The organism is Paenibacillus sp. BGI2013, from assembly GCF_002843485.1.
Taxonomy (GTDB): domain Bacteria; phylum Bacillota; class Bacilli; order Paenibacillales; family Paenibacillaceae; genus Paenibacillus; species Paenibacillus amylolyticus.
Genome location: NZ_PJFA01000004.1, coordinates 512,920 through 528,413, shown reverse-complemented (window position 1 = coordinate 528,413; position 15,494 = coordinate 512,920). Strand labels below are relative to the sequence as shown.

Below are 15,494 nucleotides of genomic sequence, written 5' to 3'. Positions count from 1 at the left end.
TGAGCGTGAGATACCAAGAGCAATCTACGAAACCGACATCGACGAGTTCGTAAGCACATATTCGCGTCCCGATGGTTGGCGCAGATTGATTGGTCTTTACCGGAAAAACGTTATTTCTAATAAAAAAATCGTTATTCACGCGAATTCTTAAATTCATGTGCTTTTTTCTTGCCACATGATCTTCATCATGATGCTATTTAGATAGATACCTAATTCGAAATGACACAATGTTCTTGTCCTTAAAACAAAAAAAGCCGCTGTAATAGCGACTTTAATGGAACAATGTTCTTGTCCCTCGACAGTTTCGTTCTGTTTTTGTTTTTATAAGTTCCCCTTTCTTGCTTTTTTTAGCGATGTCACTCTTCGATCGAATTCATAATAACTTTAAGCCTTGCGAAGCATTTGTCTCTCGCTTAGATGTGAAAGCATATCCTTCGTCATGGCCTTCAAGTCGTAGCGAGCATGAAATCCCCATTCTGTTTTCGCTGCCGTTGCATCAATGGAATGCGGCCAGCTATCGGCAATCGCCTGTCTCTTCGGATCAACGTCATAATCGAGGATAAAGCCGGGAAGCTCATCCCGAATCGCTGCAGCGATCGCCTCCGGATCCACGCTCATTGCCGTGACATTAAATGAATTTCGGTGCATCAACCGGGAAGAATCCGCTTCCATCAAATCGATGATAGCGTTCAGGGCATCCGGCATATACATCATGTCCATGTTTGAGTCCTTGGCGATATAAGATGTATACCGGCCAGCCGTCACGGCTGCGTAATAAATTTCCACGGCGTAATCCGTCGTTCCTCCGCCGGGAGGCGTCATATAAGATATCAAACCCGGGAATCGCAGTCCCCTAGTATCCAGGCCGTATTTGTGAAAATAATAATCACAAAGCAGTTCGCCGGACACTTTGTTCACGCCGTACATCGTATTGGGCCTCTGGATCGTATCCTGAGGGGTATTGTCTTTCGGAGTCAAAGGACCAAAAGATCCAATGGAGCTTGGAGTGAAAAATTGGCAGCCGAGCTCCCTGGATATTTCAAGTGCATTCATCAATCCACCCATATTCAAATTCCAGGCAAGTAGCGGTTTCTCCTCTGCGGTAGCCGACAGCAGCGCAGCCAAATGGATGACGGTATCAACTTCGTACCGCTTGGCGATTTCGAACATCGCCTTATCATTCGTCACGTCCAGCAGCTCGAATGGCCCGGATCGGGTAATTTCGTGGGCTGATGACCTGAGATCCGTAGCAATGACGTGATCCGCACCATAAATTTCACGTAATTTAACAACTAACTCAGAACCGATTTGGCCCAGTGCTCCGGTCACCAAAATCTTGTTCATAAGACATTCCTCCCGAAATGTACTCCCGCGAATGTAGCTAAATCAGCTTCATTTCCTTGCCAACTTTCTCATAAACGGAGATCACCTGATCGAGCATATCCTTGGTATGGGCAGCTGTCGGCATGTTGCGTATTCTTCCGGTTCCTTTCGGAACCGTCGGAAACAGGATTGCCTTGGCGTAAACGCCTTCTTCATAAAGCCGTTTGCTGAACTGTTGGGTGGTTACTTCATCGCCAATGATACAAGGTGTGATCGGCGTTTCGCTTTGGCCTACATCATATCCAAGCCGGCTCAAGCCATTTTTCAAATCACTGCCGTTCTCCCACAGCTTCTCGATCAGCTCTTTGTCATTCATCAAAATGTCGACAGAAGCGCTACAAGAAGCGATTGTAGCCGGAGGTAGCGATGTCGAGAACAGAAACGGACGGCTTCTCAGCTTCAACCATTCGATCAGTTGTTTTTTACCCGCCACATAACCGCCGACAACGCCAATCGCCTTGGAAAGAGTACCAATTTGAAAGTCAATGCGGTCGGACAATCCAAAATGCTTCACGGTTCCCGCACCTGCTCCGAGAACGCCAGAACCGTGGGCATCATCCACATAAGTAATCAGATCGAATTCTTCTGCTATTTTCACGATTTCAGGCAGCTTTGCTATATCACCATCCATGGAGAAAACCCCGTCGGTGATGACCATAATTTTATGGTACTGACCGGATTCCTTGGCATCTTTCGCCTGCTGTCTTAAATCATTCATATCCGAATGCTTAAAGCGAATCACCTTGGCTCTCGACAGGCGGCAGCCATCAATAATCGAAGCGTGGTTCAGCTCATCTGATAAAATCGCATCATGCTGGTCCATTACCGCGGATATAGCAGCCATATTGCAGTTAAATCCCGATTGATACACGATAACGGCTTCCGTTTTTTTGAAACGGGCCAGTTTTTCTTCAAGCTCAATATGAAGATCCATCGTACCATTAATTGTTCTCACAGCCCCTGCGCCTGCCCCGTATGTCTGCGACGCCTTAACTGAAGCATCAATCAGGCGGTGATCTGTTGCCAGTCCCAAATAGTTATTGGAAGACAAATTGATTAAGGACTTTCCGTTGATACGAATAACAGGACCATTTGCACCCTGCAGCGTATCAATGACGTTATATAGACCTTTAGTCTTTAGATCTTCGATGTTCGAACTTAAAAATTGGTCCAATGCTTGACTTGACATTCCATTCCCTCCTCGATATACGCATGTCCTCGTACAGGAGACACAGTATTCTTCGAAAAAACCCTGTTATAAAAGGAAATAAACTAAATTCAATGTATCATCATTTTTATTTTTTGTACACATGTGGCGGACAAAAAAATAAAAAAATCTGCAAAAAAACATAGCGATTGCTTCCCCATTCTCGGAAGCAATCGCTACTAAATCTTTGCTATACTTTTTGTTACATTCTATACTAATTCATCATGTATTAAACTATTATTATGCAATGAGAAACTCTATTTCAACCTGTGAGGTGATTTGATGAACAAGATTTTAGCGATCTCGATTTTGGGAATGGGTTTAACAGGTGCTGTTTTAATCATCTCAATTGCTCTGTTGTTTAACCCCCCGATAGGAAGTGTGTTGAAGATGGTTACTGCTGCTTCAACATTATCTTTTATTATATTTGCTGTTTCGGCTTTGATATTTCGTCGGCGATTAGATGATGAAAATAGAGAATAGTATATTTATACTTCCTCGATTTAGGACGAATGCTTCGCAGTTGCAATCCTAACAATGTTTCTGCTTATCTTCAGAAAATAATGAAACATGCATCCCCCCCCTACAAGCACCCATGCTAAAAAATAGAATCTTCTGTTTTAAAATATATAGAAGCAGTAGCTTTATATCCTTATTTCTCCATAAAAGTCCAATATAGTTGTACCGTTCTTCCTGTTCGACCCGTTGTTTCTCTTTGTAGAGCGTTCGAATGGTTCTACAAAGTCACTTCTACTAAGCTTACAGCATGTAGATACTCAGCATCACCAAAATTACCGATCGGACTGTGAAAAATAAAAACGTCACTTTGTTGGGCAACACCCACTGTTTTCCCTTTATATCCAGGTACGTGATCGCTGACCTGCACTTGGGGCGTCCTAATCTACGGAGGAGCCCTTTTTCGTGATTTAAATACTCATACGTAAACATATACAAAAAAGGATCGTTAGCATTTCTGCAACGATCCCTGTTGTCAGTCCGCTAGTTGAAATCAGCAGATGATCAATTTGATGCCTTATTAAGTTTGATTAAGCTAACGTTTCTCGTTAGCTTAATCTCGACAATAGATCGCTTTCTTTGTAACGATCTCTCTTAAGCTTTTAGATTCTATAGGATAGCAGTGGAATTAATCTTTAGCTTACTCGAATAACTCTCTGAGCATCCTATCCTTGTTATTCACAAACTCTTTCATAATCATATAATGGTCGGTTTCTTCCAATACTTGGACTTCGATACCATCTGGCTTTAGATTGTAAATAATCGAATCTGGATATGCCATAAGGATTGGGGAATGGGTCGCAATTATAAATTGAGAGTTTTGCAAAACAAGTTCATGGATTCGTGTCAGCATCGCCATTTGGCGAAGGGGAGACAGTGCAGCCTCAGGCTCATCCAGTATATATAATCCATTCTCTCCGAACCGATGAATGAAAGTGGAAAAGAACGACTCTCCGTGCGATTGCTCATGCAAGGACTTGCCACCGTACGAATCTTTAATAGGGCGAATAGGGCGACCGAATGAAGGCTGACTGTCCAACTCATCGATCGTTGTGGCTAAATTATAATAACTTTCTGCCCGGAAAAAGAAGCCATCCCTCGGGCGTCGCGGACCTTTAATCAATTGTATATATTCATATAAGTTCGAGTGAGTAGCCTGGGTTGAGAAGGAAAAGTTGATCGTCCCACCCTCCGGGTTAAATCCCCATGCGACAGCAATGGACTCCATCAGTGTTGATTTGCCCATTCCATTTTCACCTACGATATAGGTTACCTTGGGGTGGAAATCAAGAGTATTTAGGTTTCGAATGACTGCCAAATCAAAGGGGTAACGATTATAGGTGGGTACTTGTTGCCGCTTAAGCTGAATTTGTCGTAAATAGGGATGCTGTATATTAATATAGTTCACTCCCTTTTAAAACTTTGATCGTTATGCTTACCTTTTTTTTGGAAAACACTGACTGATGTTTGTCTCAAGCTTTAGTTTACTCCATCAAACAAATAATACCATATACCGAAAATAACCTGTCCGTAAATCGATATCCGGTAAACATTCACCTCTCTCCACTGCTTTGATCTAAACCTTAAATTTTTCTCGCATAAAACATCCACAGTGCAAAAAATACGATTAAAACAAATAATAAGCAAGTTAGTAAGGTATAGAATATCAAGGGATTAAAGAAACCGGCGATCACGGAGGCAATGCCCATACCAATGAGAATGATTGCTGTGCTGAGTGTGCCGGCTCTCTGGAGTATCATTACACTCCGCTCGTCATTCTCCTCAATATACTGCTTCTTCAGCTCGGCTTCATTATTACTGGCTTTTATATACCTGACGAGGAAAAAAGCGACGGCCACTTCAACCCCGATAAAAGCTCCTGTGTGAAATCCCTTTATAAAACTAGGTAAATCGGGTAGTCCACCTCGGTAAAATATAAGTCCTACATAGATCAATAGGGTAGCAGCCGCTACCAGTGACAGTACGTTTTTGCGAGTTTTTACTTTAATCTTGTACTTGTCCATTTACATTTCCTCCACTTCGCTGAAATCAAAAACGTCTTCAATGGCGAGTCCAAAAAAATTGGCAATTTTGTAAGCAAGAATAAGGGAAGCCGTATACTTTCCCCTTTCAAGAGAGGTGATGGTTTGCCGGGTAACACCAACAATTCGTCCCAGCTCTTCCTGTGACAGCTTATGCTGCTTACGCAGTTCTGCAATTCTTGTCTTCAAGTGATCACGTCCTTGCAATGTTTACTTTGCATTTTTAGCATAGTTCACTTTGCATTATGTGTCAAGTTAACTTTGCATTGTTACTTACCTCTGAATGCAAAACAAGCAAAGTCCTCTTTGTAAAAGGAGGGCTTTGCTCGGTTGATTTTGTTTATATAAGATGCGAGAAGAGTTTACTTTAACAGAGCAAATGGTTGGAGCGCTTGGTGTTACCCCTATAGAAACGTATGTAGGCCGTGATTTAATGTTTGTATTGGAAAGTGAAAAAGCTGTTCAAACCGCTACACCTGATACTCTGGAACCAAAGATGGTATACTCGTACACTATTTATTCGGGTCTCGGTGCCACTTATCATCTCCCATTATTCTATCAACAATATGATGGGCTTCCCAAACAGCCGCAATCTCTAATCCTTCGCTTTCTTCGCGAGTAGAAGGTCTAATCTCTCCCAAATGATATATTTCATACCCTCCTGATATCCTATCAATGATACAGGCAGGTGGGGGCCACGCCTCTTCTTCATTCGGGAACGGACGATTCTCAACGACCGGCCAATCACCTGATTTCAGTACATCATCATATACACCCACGATAAATTGGTATTCCTCTTCTTGAGGTATCTCTTCTATCGTGTCACTTATCACATTATAGATTGCAATGCTGGCATCTTTAAGCCTTCTCCCAAAGGCAAACTTACCGTTAGGCAGAGGTATAGCGTAGATATCACCCAATTTTATTCGTTTACGTCTCTTATTTTTCACGGTTTTCCAAACTCCTTCGTTGAGGTTTTAAGTTAGTATTTTTCAAGTTCTGTCTTTAAATCCTCAATTAGTATATCGACTTCTAATACAGCAGAATCAGCATTATTTAAGAATATTGAAGGTTTAAAACCCTCTTTTTTTAAATTGGGTAGAAAATCGTCTATGAACTCGTACAAATCCATACTTTTACTTGAGTAAATTTCCCAACCATCAGTTGCACAGTATTCCGCGAATTCTTTCTTAGGCCAAAATGGAAGTAATTTATTACCTTTATCATCTTCAGTAACTGACCAACCATTCTCATAAAGCCCCCACACTTCTTCTGAATCCACTACTTTTTTGATGAAGTATTCATAACGAATATTTGCAGGGAGATTGATGACTGATTCAAATTCTTTCTGATTCATATTTCCTCCTAATGATGTTGTCCTTCGACAAGAGTTGCAGCCGATGAACTACAGTATCAAGTCTAAATTTAAACGACCGATTCCCAGGTAGAAATATTGGGAATCGGTCGTAAGCCTATTTTAGAGTATGAGATTTCAGGTCCGGTTTGCCCAGCATCTGTTCCATCTGATCTTCATTCGCTGTATCCGAAATCGCAAATTACTGTTCTTATTACTGTTCTTTATACACGCGTACATAATCCACTTGCATCGTCGCCGGGATATCGGAGGCGTTCGGGGTACGGCCGCCGTCAAAGTTTCCACCGATTGCCAAGTTCATAATGAGGTAGAACGGCTCATCAAAAGGTGCATTGGGATTATTCGGTGCAGTTGCGGAATACCACTGCTCGTTAGTGACTTTATAGTAAAACTTGCCGTCTACATACCATTTAATGTTGTCCTCTTCCCAGACTACCGAGTATACATGATAATCATTGGCAAAAGTTTGCCCCGCCGGGAAGTGATAATCGCCGCCCGAATACTGGTTCCCGGGCCATTGTCCACCAAAGTGTATAGTACCGCTTACTGATCCAGGCAGACGGCCTCTCGCTTCCATAACATCAATTTCTCCTGATGCAGCCCAAGTGCCGTATACCGAATCTTTTGGAAGCATCCACAGTGCTGGCCATACACCATCACCTGTAGGAAGCTTGGCACGAAAATCGACTCTGCCGTATTTCAAGGACAGTTTATCCTTGGTGTTAATCTTTCCCGAAGAATACTGTGCATACCGATTCGGGTCTTGGGGGAAAGATTTGCTGTCGTTCATGGCTTTGATATTCAGCTTTCCATCCTGTACATATACATTTTGGGTGCTGTTTGTGTAGTGCTGCAGTTCTGCATTTCCCCATCCCCAAGTACCGGGATCGTTGTTAAGATAATATCCTGTTTCATAGTTCCATTTACTTGTATCCAGCGTAGTTCCGTTGAATTCATCCTGCCAAATGAGGTTCATGCCCGCGATTGCCGGGTCGGTTGGCGTTCCGATCGAGATATCCTCTTGATCAGATACATCCGGACGCGGGGCATTTGGATTGCCGATGAAGGTATAGTTGACGAAGTTGTTGCCAATATTTCCACCCGCCTGTCCGTTCAGCGGATATCCGATACGGATCTGCATATTTTCTTGGATTGGCTGGAACCAAAGACCATAGATATAATCGGACCAGTAACCCCACTGATTGGCATCGGACATATTGTTATACCCATTACCGGAGTATGCAAATTTGCTCTGGCTGGAGTTACTCAAATCCACCCATTGCCCATTGATGTTAATCTGGTATACGAAGTTGCCTAGTTCCTTGGCGATTGGCGCGCCCCCATCAATTTTGGGAAGCGGAACCCCAATGGAACCATTCGCATCTGCTGTGAAGGTTGTTCCTTCGTATGGCGTAATGACATATGAATTTCTTGTAGGTTCATTAAACGTAATGGTATAAACAAGATTAGTCGAAGAAGTCTTTGATTCTAATTTGACATTGATCGACTCCGTTACGTTAAACCAGTACCCACCTCCGCCATCAGTGAAATGGCCAAAATTGTGATCGTAGATCCAGCCGCTGGCTGCGTTATTGTCAATATCAATCCAAGTGTTGCTGTTTACAGGTTTGACATACACCTTCAAATCATCCGCAACAGCTTCATAAGTGACCGCAGGATTATTGTTGAACGTTGGATATGTAAAGCCTGCACCGCCTGTGAAACTTGCTGTGATTTGTGGACCTTGTGTCGGGTTCATCGCTGTGATGGTTGTTTTGTTGATGTTTTGGAATACAAGTTGATACTCCAGCTTAACACCATTCGCTTTGGAGTACAGTTGAATCTCGGTTGTTGCGGAGAGGGTGAACCAATAACCATTGAAGCCGCCATCGCTCCAGTGCCCCCAGTTTTGGTTATAGATATAACCGCCTGCCTGGTCGATATCAACCCAGTTGTTTCCCACTTTTACATTAACGCCCACATCACTGTGAACATCATTCCATGTCGCGGAGCCTCCATTGAACTTAGGCATAACAAATCCGTAGCTGGCTTTGCCAACCCCAGATTTAGAAATAACAGGCCCGTCTGCTGGTGAGAAGTACTCCATTGAGGTTACGGTAGTTCCCGCTGCCTGAACCTTTGAAGTTGGCAGTATGCCAATACTAGCCAGCATCACAACCACAAGGAACATACCGAGTACCTTTTTCATAAACCGTTTCGCCGTAAAGTGAGATGGTTTCATAATTATCCTCCTTTAATAGAATAATAGCTTTTCCCAATCCATGTGCATTAAGGAAATCGCTTACATGAAGGGATATCTTTATTCTATCGAATAGGTTAATTCGCTGAAAAGGTACAATTGTTTTTGTGGTATCCCATTTTTTTGGCTTTTGATTCAATCTGCCTTCTGCCGCATCATCTGTCGGTACTCTGTGGGTTGGATCTGCATCACAAGTCGGAACGCGCGTGTAAAGCTTTTGTAGCTTTCATATCCAACCATAGCAGCCACCTCCACAATTTTATGATCGGTTTCGGCGAGAAGCCGCCGCGCTTTATCCAGACGCACATCTCGTAGGTATTCAGCAAAACCTTTACCAATATTCTTCTTAAACAGATTTGAAAAATAAGCATAATTAAGCGATACATGATTGGATACCATCGCGAGGTCCAGCGGTTTGTGGTAACTCTCGTGTATAAAACGAATAGCTTCATTTAGATCCTGCGAATGGCGATAGCTGCACTTATAGTCATAATATAACTGATTCAACCGAAGCAGCTGCTGTTGCAGTGCTTGTATATACTCACGCATCCCTTGATAATCAAAGAGATTACGCAAGGATTCAAGATCCAGCACTTCTTCCCCCATATAAGGGTGGATAACTCGTTCGTATTCCTCCATCATCTGAACGGTGGCGGCGCAGAGCTGTTGGGTATAGCGAATAGGATAACGTTGCAGCACCTTTTTGTGAAATATTGCAGAAATACCCTGAGTAATTGTTCCGCTGTTATCTGTTCCAACCGACTGGAACAGTTCATATAAGTCTTCATAGGGCAGTTGCCACTGCTGTTCCATATGCTCAATATGTGCTGGGGAGATACTGTACTGATCAGGAAACAGGTAACTGTGGCGATAGAGCTCAAGCACTTGGGTATAGCTGTCGGGTAGTTCTTTTAACCCCTGAATCGGGTTAGTCATGGCTGTTATGGCATCGATCTTTCCTTCCTTGAGTGCTGCAGGCAAAACACTTGGATCTATGGACGCATCCACCGCAAGGATCAGGTATGGGCGATGTTGTAGGCAAATACAACCTTGTCTGCCAAACACACGATAAGCAATGGCTTCCATGCTATGGGCGCTGCTGGCTCCGGCCTGGTTAATGCAAACTTCTTCCCGAAGCAGGGCTAGACGATAATTACGCCATAACGCATCATGTTGTTCCTCAATCTGAAGAATCCATGCGTCATCACATAACGCACCTTGCATAAACATTCTTAATTCTTTACGATCGGTCTCTTGGGCAAGACGGGATACACGCTGCATATTATGCGTAAGTGCCTGCCGTGTCTGGATCTCTTGCCATACATGCTCCAGGGAATGTTGCAGATCCTCGCGCTTCAAAGGTTTGAGCAAGTAACCCTTTGCCCCGAGCCCGATCGCTTTTTGGGCATATGTAAAATCACTATAACCGCTGATAATGAGGTATTCCACATCCATGTATTCCTCTTTGGTTTGAGCCATGAGTGCCAACCCATCCATATCCGGCATCCTAATATCGGTAATAACGATGTGAATGCAATGCTGCCGCAATAGGCACAGCGCCTCAATCCCACTCGCGGCACAGTATATGTTGTTCAGCTCCAGAGGAAATTGATGCAGCATGGCCTGCAGGCCGTCACGAATGTGTTTTTGATCGTCCACAATCAGGAGATTAATCATGCTCTACCACCCTCCAAGATTTACATTTTCCCAAGGCAAGCGTATCGTTACACAGGTATATGCACCTTGAACACTATCAATCCAAAGACCGCAATTCTTGCCATAATGAAGCTGTAATCGCTTATTCACGTTTTCCAAACCAAGTCCGCTCCTGCTAGTAACCATCGGTGTATCCGATTCGCTCCTCAGTACTGCCTGAAGACGGTGTAACATCTCAGGCTCTAACCCCTTTCCGTCATCTCTTATGTTAATGAAAAGCAGACTGTCATTCTCCACAGAAAAGGTAATCTCTATAGTTACCCTGCCGCCTGAAGGTGCCCCGTGATGAACTACATTTTCAACGATGGGCTGCATACACATCTTGGGAATGGCATAGCGAAGTATCTCCTGAGGAAGATCCGCCGTCATAACGATACTGCCACCTTCCATAAAGTTGATAAATTCAATATAACTTTGGATATTGGCAAGCTCCTCACGAAGAGCAACGGTATCGCTACGCCACTGCATGCTGTAACGTAGTTGGGAGCCCAACGACACCAATGAATTGGCTATAGCAGGCTGCCTCTGTACCTCTGCCACCATACGGATCGATTCCAGGGCGTTATATAAAAAATGAGAATTAATCTGTGAATGCAGGGAGTGCAACTGTGCGTTTTTGGCAATTAACTGCTTATCCACGACCTGTGTCATTAGACGTTTGACCTCATGTAACATTTTATTGTAATTCACCGCCACCTCATCGATTTCATCCCCTCTTTCGTTCTCATCAAGGCCTGTATCAATCATTGCATCCAGCTCGCCTTTCCGTACCTGACGCATGGATACCAGTACGCTGTCCAACCGCCGGAAAATACGCCGTGTCGTTTGGGATACGAGTAGCATAATCAGCAGCAATACACATAATGTAATCGTTACCACAAATACATACCAACTGCGCGGCCCCTTCATCAATGCCTGATGGGAAGCAATCTCGACCACATAAGTGTTCAACGGAGCGATGTATCGATACAATGCATAGAAGCTCTGATTTCCCACCTTAACCTGAAGCGGGCTTTCCTGCGGCAATATATCCAGCTGGTGATGAATACTGCCAAGGATCTCCTCCATCCCCTGCCCGTACTTCTCAGAAAACTCATGCTGGGGATTGTAAACATACTGGGGAGGATCGCTTGCGTTCATCAACACCGAAAAGAAGTCCCCCTTGCTCTCTTGGAGCAGGTCGCTGAAAAACATGCTGTGCGGGACTCGCACTTCCATAATACTAGGGCGTTTTTGTTCCTGTCCTTGAAGGCGAACCAGACGATAGTAGGATAATGTGTGTTCACCATCCCTAAAAGAAAATAAACGGTAAGCCGCACCACCTTCGTCCCGTAGCTTTATCCAATAATCCTGCGGCCAAAATTTCTTATAATGATAGATTTCAGGCCAGATTTCATACAAGTTTGGGTTATCAACGTAAAAGCTAAGCTCACTGATCATCGCATTGCTTTGAATGATATTAAGCATTTGCTCAAACTGGTTTTGCTTAAACTTCACCAGACGCAGTCCATCCACAAGCATATTGGAATGAATAAAATCCACAAATGACTTTTGAGTAAGGGCTGTATTGGAAGCGTTCTCAATCATGTCCATTCTTCTGCGCAATTGTTCATTCAGCCATGAAACGTGGCTGTTGCCCGTTGCCATAGCATCCTTATATAGCTGGGTTTCTTGCATGCGGATATACACAAAGGATATCAAAATAACAGGTATGGTAATCATCAGGCTAAATGCCAGAAACAGCTTTTGGGATATACGGGCATTGCGATAAAGTTTCCTCAATCTCGTTAGAAGGTATTTCATTCTGATGTATTCACCACCTTGGTTATACCATATATTACTAGTTAGCTGATAGTTAACGATGTAGTAGGGAATGGTTATCTGGCTATCTTGGTTTTCCGCAGTTCCAGTCCAGCCTGGCAGTATTCCATTACTTGGTTAAAGCCATAGTTCACACGGCGTATCAGAAAATTTTCAAAAATTTTGTCAAAGGCAGCTTCATCCTTCGCTGTAATCAGTTCTGGCAGTACTTCTTCCCAATTCTGAGAAATACGTGACCAGGCTAACGCGATATCGGAATCCCCTATAGGATCTAGTCCCTTATAGATGCCGCTGTCCAGATCGGCCTGTTGGTTGGCGAACTCCTCCATTTGCTTAATGGATGGGGCATTCTCTGGTCTCCACTTGTTAACGAAAGCAGGGTTTCGCAGCATCCAGTAGGTATCCATAATGCCATATTCCTTTTCCAGCCGCTCCCTATCCGTGTCATACAACTGAACCATCGCCGCAGTCAACTGCGGTTTGCCGTTTTTCATCGCCCAGGTTTCACCTTCTTTGCCCAAAAATATATCCCTTTGGCCTTCTTCGCTGGCCAGATAGGTCAAAAATCGGATGGCCCGTTCAGGGTTTTCCGTGGATTTGCTAATCATCGTAACCATCCAGCCATCCATGCTGCCAGGAAACAGTTTCGCGGATTCTCCCCTGCTGCTCCGGGGTCCATCTACAGCAATATAGTATGAACTCTGATTCGTAAGGACTTCCAATTTCGAATTGAGGTCCGATATGTCTGTCCATTCCCGAATCATCATAAAATATTGGGCATGGTTGGTTTTTTCCTGCACCTGTGCACTGGAGTCGACCAGAAAATCAACATTAATCAGGCCCTGCTCGTAAGCGATACGAAATGTTTTCAGCCACTCAATATAATCCGGATCTGTCATTCGGTCGTATACTTTACCGTTCTGTTCATGGGGGATCGCAAGCAGATTTTGCAAATATTCGGTCATCCCATAGGATGCATTCCCCTGTGCCCAGAACGGACTGATTAGCTGGCCTTTATAAACAGAATATTGATTCTTCAGCAATTGCAATGCATTTAGAAAACCTTTCGGTGTGGTAAGGTCCGGTTTGTCCATCGACTCATACAGATCTTTACGTACGAGAAAGGTTTGGTTCGCTCCCGTCAAGCCGGTTGAACGCATCTGTTCGGGACTGTACGCATCATTGGGAATGACATAGGTATGGCCGTCTTCCTGCCGATACCATTGTAGAGCACCATCACCTGCTACCTTGTAAAAGTAAGGATCATACTGGTCGGCTAGCTCATCCAGGGCATAGACGAGATTACTCTCCCGAAGTTTGTTAACCGCACTCTCCCAGGAGCCGATGGTTATCAGATCCGGCAGACTACCGGTCGTCAACATTCGTGATAACATCTCGCTTGGTTCACCAGTTGATACTTCAAATTCGATATTGACCCCTGTTTTTTGGGTGACATATTTGGAAGTCAGGCTCTCACCCCAAGTGTGCCCGTACCATTCGGCTCCAACGAACCACGTTAGATTCACGGGGGTGGTATCCAGCTTCCATGACGGTTCTTCCAGATTCAGATTAAGGCTCTGTATCTGCTCCGTGAAGTCAGCCTTTGTCGAAGCACCCTTATCTTCCGCTTGCTCTGACTCAGAACAAGCAGTCAAGCCTGACATCAGACACATCATCAACAAGGCTGTAATAAAAGGACTTCGAAACATAAACACCTGAGCGCCTCCTTTCTATACTGGCCATCTCCTTCCCCATCTGCAACAGCATTCATACTAGTGGTGGTACAACCGATTTTACTACCCTTGGATTAAAATGGAAATGGTTTAGTGGTCGATTCGCAGATGATCCGCAACATTCCCCCTAACGAAACATAACTTGTAATAAATCAATGGAAGGGAGACCAATTCGTGTATTTAATCTGGATACTTATTGTCGGTGGGCTAATTGGCTGGTTAAGCGGAAATCTGATTGGACGGGACGTGCCAGGAGGCGTACTTGGAAATATCATTGCTGGCTTTGTTGGATCGTGGTTAGGGTATGAACTGTTGGGACCGAGGGGGCCGGTGGTGGGTGGATTTCATATCATACCCGCGATCGTCGGGTCGATCATTGCTCTCTTGATTTTCTATGCTCTGGCGCGCGCTGGAGCGTTTCGAAGACGTTAACAGGCGGAGACGACAAGTTTTTACCCAATTGATTGGGTATTGACGTAAAGCTTCTTTCGCCACCGTTGCATCATCTTCTTCACAAAGCATAGTATCCACCCGGTAGTCGAATAAAGCCGCCGATCCTGTTGATCGGCGGCCTCCTTTGGTTTTATGGAAATTAGAAACCACCTCTAGAATGAATGATTTGTCCGGTGATCCATTGGGAATCGTCGCTTGCCAGAAAAGCAATCAGACGGGATACATCTTCAGGAAGACCGATCCTGCCCATCGGAAATTCCGGTAGCAAAGCTTTTTTCACTTCTTCTGACATCCAACCCGTGTCAGTAGGCCCGGGATCAACCGCATTCACAGTAATGTGAAACGGAGCCAGTTCAGCAGATAGACATTCGGTAAAGGTGGAGACAGCGCCTTTTGTTGCGGCATAAGCGAGATTGCCAGGCATCGGCTCCTTACCTTGACCGGACGTGAGGTTGATGATCCGGCCGCCGCAAAGGTCCTGATGGACGGCCAATTCAACCTCCAGCATACGCGCAAATTCGGCCGATAGCATGAATGTACCTCGAATGTTCATGGCACAGTGCGCATCGATCAATGATGCATTTAATTGACGGAAATCAGCTGCTACACTGTAGGTAGCGTTGTTGACGAGAATGGTCGGCAGCCCGAGAGCCGATCGGCATGCATCAAGCAGTTGCGCTGGAGAATTGGGATCGGTAAGATCGACCTCCATATGCGCTGCCTTAACGCCATAGGAGCGAAGTTCTTCGGCAAAGAGATCCGGCCAGTTTTTGTCAGCATCCCCCGGATTCTCTGTTTTATCGTAATCGTACAGATGGGTATAGAACACATTAGCGCCTTCTTGTGCCAACGTGCGGCAGACAGCGGTTCCAATACCTCCGGGGCGGCTTGTGCCTGTCACAATAGCGGTTTTTCCGTATAGTTTGGTCATTTTATTACCTCCGTTTAATAAGGGAGGGAGAAAACCATTTTTCATTGGAGATGGAAT

The 15,494-nt window shown here is 44.4% G+C and carries 14 protein-coding genes; 2 read left to right on the top strand and 12 right to left on the bottom strand.

Annotation, left to right across the window (positions count from 1 at the left end; translation table 11 throughout):
- Positions 1 to 384 precede the first annotated feature (384 nt).
- Both CXK86_RS13320 and CXK86_RS13315 read right to left on the bottom strand, forming a co-directional pair.
- Positions 385 to 1,344 carry an L-threonine 3-dehydrogenase gene (locus CXK86_RS13320; RefSeq protein ID WP_076250511.1) on the bottom strand — a complete coding sequence of 320 codons (960 nt, stop codon included), beginning with the start codon at positions 1,342 to 1,344 and terminating at the stop codon, positions 385 to 387.
- 37 nt (positions 1,345 to 1,381) lie between these two features.
- Entirely contained in the window at positions 1,382 to 2,572 is a 1,191-nt protein-coding gene (locus tag CXK86_RS13315; protein WP_076250513.1) for a glycine C-acetyltransferase, read from the bottom strand.
- A gap of 300 nt (positions 2,573 to 2,872) precedes the next feature.
- Between CXK86_RS13315 and CXK86_RS13310 the strand changes: the two genes are divergently transcribed.
- A complete protein-coding gene (locus CXK86_RS13310) occupies positions 2,873 to 3,073 on the top strand; it encodes a hypothetical protein (protein ID WP_076250515.1) in 201 nt (66 codons plus the stop codon).
- A gap of 673 nt (positions 3,074 to 3,746) precedes the next feature.
- On the opposite strand, the gene CXK86_RS13305 is transcribed toward CXK86_RS13310, so the two are convergent.
- The 9 genes from CXK86_RS13305 to CXK86_RS13260 all read right to left on the bottom strand — a co-directional run bounded on the left by CXK86_RS13305 (position 3,747) and on the right by CXK86_RS13260 (position 14,029).
- Positions 3,747 to 4,499, bottom strand: coding sequence for an AAA family ATPase (locus CXK86_RS13305; protein WP_370511418.1), 753 nt, complete (start codon positions 4,497 to 4,499; stop codon positions 3,747 to 3,749).
- Between the two features lie 190 nt (positions 4,500 to 4,689).
- Positions 4,690 to 5,130, bottom strand: a complete 441-nt coding sequence (locus CXK86_RS13300) for a hypothetical protein (RefSeq protein ID WP_036613899.1) — start codon at positions 5,128 to 5,130, stop codon at positions 4,690 to 4,692.
- Positions 5,131 to 5,337 (bottom strand): helix-turn-helix transcriptional regulator, encoded by a 207-nt coding sequence (locus CXK86_RS13295; RefSeq protein WP_036613900.1) that lies wholly within the window; start codon positions 5,335 to 5,337, stop codon positions 5,131 to 5,133.
- Between the two features lie 323 nt (positions 5,338 to 5,660).
- Entirely contained in the window at positions 5,661 to 6,098 is a 438-nt protein-coding gene (locus CXK86_RS13285) for an Imm26 family immunity protein (protein WP_076250517.1), read from the bottom strand.
- Positions 6,099 to 6,130: 32 nt separating this feature from the next.
- Positions 6,131 to 6,505, bottom strand: coding sequence for a DUF2750 domain-containing protein (locus CXK86_RS13280; RefSeq protein ID WP_076250519.1), 375 nt, complete (start codon positions 6,503 to 6,505; stop codon positions 6,131 to 6,133).
- Positions 6,506 to 6,716: 211 nt separating this feature from the next.
- Positions 6,717 to 8,765: a glycoside hydrolase family 16 protein gene (locus CXK86_RS13275; RefSeq protein ID WP_256719995.1), complete on the bottom strand. Its 2,049-nt coding sequence runs from the start codon at positions 8,763 to 8,765 to the stop codon at positions 6,717 to 6,719.
- A 153-nt stretch (positions 8,766 to 8,918) separates the two neighbouring features.
- Positions 8,919 to 10,460, bottom strand: coding sequence for a response regulator (locus CXK86_RS13270; RefSeq protein ID WP_076250521.1), 1,542 nt, complete (start codon positions 10,458 to 10,460; stop codon positions 8,919 to 8,921).
- A 3-nt stretch (positions 10,461 to 10,463) separates the two neighbouring features.
- Positions 10,464 to 12,281, bottom strand: coding sequence for a sensor histidine kinase (locus CXK86_RS13265; RefSeq protein ID WP_179087848.1), 1,818 nt, complete (start codon positions 12,279 to 12,281; stop codon positions 10,464 to 10,466).
- A 95-nt stretch (positions 12,282 to 12,376) separates the two neighbouring features.
- The gene (locus CXK86_RS13260) at positions 12,377 to 14,029 is read right to left on the bottom strand and encodes an extracellular solute-binding protein (protein ID WP_076250657.1); all 1,653 of its coding nucleotides are present in this window, start codon (positions 14,027 to 14,029) and stop codon (positions 12,377 to 12,379) included.
- 198 nt (positions 14,030 to 14,227) lie between these two features.
- Here CXK86_RS13260 and CXK86_RS13255 point away from each other — a divergent pair, with 198 nt between their 5' ends.
- Positions 14,228 to 14,485, top strand: a complete 258-nt coding sequence (locus CXK86_RS13255) for a GlsB/YeaQ/YmgE family stress response membrane protein (RefSeq protein WP_036613911.1) — start codon at positions 14,228 to 14,230, stop codon at positions 14,483 to 14,485.
- Positions 14,486 to 14,645: 160 nt separating this feature from the next.
- Here CXK86_RS13255 and CXK86_RS13250 read toward each other — a convergent pair whose 3' ends face one another.
- A complete protein-coding gene (locus CXK86_RS13250) occupies positions 14,646 to 15,437 on the bottom strand; it encodes an SDR family oxidoreductase (RefSeq protein WP_076250525.1) in 792 nt (263 codons plus the stop codon).
- Between the last annotated feature and the right edge of the window lie 57 nt (positions 15,438 to 15,494).